Source organism: Mycobacterium zoologicum, assembly GCF_020181635.2.
GTDB lineage: Bacteria > Actinomycetota > Actinomycetes > Mycobacteriales > Mycobacteriaceae > Mycobacterium > Mycobacterium zoologicum.
The window spans coordinates 1-2,292 of sequence record NZ_JAYJJS010000072.1; the positions used below are offsets into that span (position 1 = coordinate 1).

The 2,292-nt window shown below is 60.5% G+C and carries 1 protein-coding gene; it reads right to left on the reverse strand.

Translation table 11 applies throughout. From position 1 onward, the window contains the following. Positions 1-91 precede the first annotated feature (91 nt). A complete protein-coding gene (locus tag K6T84_RS23775) occupies positions 92-2,197 on the reverse strand; it encodes a hypothetical protein (protein ID WP_329786991.1) in 2,106 nt (701 codons plus the stop codon). Between the last annotated feature and the right edge of the window lie 95 nt (positions 2,198-2,292).

Here is a 2,292-nt window from a genome sequence, read left to right on the forward strand (position 1 = left end):
CCGAAACGGAGGTCGCCTGAAACACCCCGATCCACAGGTATTGACAATTCCTCGTGTAGGGGCAGACGTACCGTGTTGCTGAGCTGAGCGACTACTCGTCGAGTAGTTGGAGGCGGACTGCTGCACTGTCCCCGGCGGCAGCCAGCCCGTCGACTATGCGGTGATACTTGGTCTTGACCTCGCCGAGTACTAGCCCAGAGCTACGAAGGTCACCGAACCATTCCTCTAGATAGTAGAGGCGATTTGCGATCAGGTCGTAGCGGCCGCCGGCAAGAGTCTCAATCCAGTCCAGTTCGACGGAGGTTTGCCATGCTCTCGGGGCGCTCTTGCCGAACTTGATCACGGCATCAATGGCTTTGGGTTCCCATCGAGCGAGGCTTAGCCACCGACTGCCAAGGTCTCCCAGGTCAGCAGGTTGTATCCAATTCTGACGGGCATTCGCGAAAGTACCGTCGATGTCGGGGTCCCAAGAATGCGGCCTGGGAGTGGGCAGCAACGCGGCGACCATGTAGTCGAACGAATGGTGCCCGGCTCTAAGGCTTGTTCGCTCACCTACCGCATCGAGCGCAACCGCCAGCGCCCAGGGCCAGAATTCGCGCATCAACGATCGAGTCTTGTCGTCGTAGGTGCAGACCGCTGCGAAGCCCTCGAACAATTGATGCAACGCCTTCGAGCTTGAAGCGAGCGTCTGAATGAACGCCTTGACTAAGTCCCGGTCGTGATCCAAGGCGATCTCTATCATTCGGCGGGCGATCGGTTCGTGATTGGTCTCGTGACGGTCATATCCTTCTTCCCACCAGTGCGCGAGGCCGCGGCGGTAGGCGCCCCACAAGGGAGCCCACAAAGCGGTCACCTCGTCTCGCACACACGAGACCTGCCGAGCATCGACCATGCAAGACAGTGGCATGCGTAGCCGATTGACTAGCAACGCGTCGTCAGCGACGGTAGGCAGCGTTTCGTTGAAGGGCGGCAGCAGCGGATCGAGTTCGCGACGCTCAGTCTCTTGGTCCCACGGGCCCAACCGGCAATCGTGGAGGCCTTCGAGCGCAGCTGCCCAAGCCGGCCAATGTCGTCGGCATTTGCCGGTGATCGCGTCGAGGTGGCACGGTTCATCCCATAGGGGGGCGCAGCCCGTCACGTAGATCGCACGAACTTCGTCGAAGAGACTGGTCGCAAGAGCCCGCAGGGCGTCGTCAACACGCTCTCGGTCAAGGTCTAGGTTCTCGAACGCTGGCAAAAGCAAGAGAGGCACAGCTGCCGCCGCTGCGCGATCGGCACCCATCGCGAACATCGATCCGTGGTAACTCATCCCGTCGACCTGAGGATTCCCCGCAGCCAACAAAGTGGCTTCGACTGCCCAACGAAGGTCGGAGTCATCGATTGACGCGAGACCGAGTCCGTGTGAGCGCACCGCGGCAGCGGCGACGGAGACCGGTCCATTCTCGGGCCAGAGGAAATCTGCAGGAGCGCTTGAGTTTTCATCTATCTCGCGTGCAGTCGCGAGGTCCTCGGCCAAGTCTTCGACAGGACATTGGTTGGGGTTGTCGTTAAAGCGCCCGTAGCGATTCTGAAAGCCGTAGAGCACGTTGGTTGTCAGCAACTCCGCGCTGCGAGGAGCCAGAATTTGCTCGATCGGTTCGGGCCGTTCGAACTGGATCATGATGTGCTTGCCGCTTGTGCTGAGGCGGTAATTCTCGATGCGAAACTCGGCCGCCCAACTTTCGATCACCGCCAAATACTCCGTGAAGTTACCTTGTGTGTCTTGCAGGCCGGCTTGGGCAGCTGCGAGGAGATTCTCGCCGAGTGCACTGAGTCGGGCAAGGCGTTCTTCGTCACCAGCTACCCGAGCGTTGACGACCATTCCGCCGACAGTCTCGTGGAACGTCCAGCGCCGCTGGTCGGACCCCGTGAGTGTGTCCGCATCCGAATCCCTTGCTCGGCCCCCGTGTTCATTGGCGACGCGCGCGCTTTCTAGGTGCCAGATGCTGGGGGAGACCAAGAAAGGGTCGAGCAAGTCCCCAATCGCGTCCGGGTGACGGGTGAGGAATCCGACGATTAGTCCGAGCACAGCGAGGTTGTGACAATCGGTGAGCAGAAGTTCGAGGATCCTCCGCGCGGGGATGTCGAGCTTCTCAAACAGATGGTCAACGAATCGCTCCAGCGCGAGTAAGGCACTCATGCAGGCATAGGGGCCCACGCCGGTTCCGCGGTACCAGGACCAGACGCTGCCGTCTCCGACGAACGAGCAATGATCAGAACCTGTGGATGACCCTCGGTGGGGCGGCATGAAAG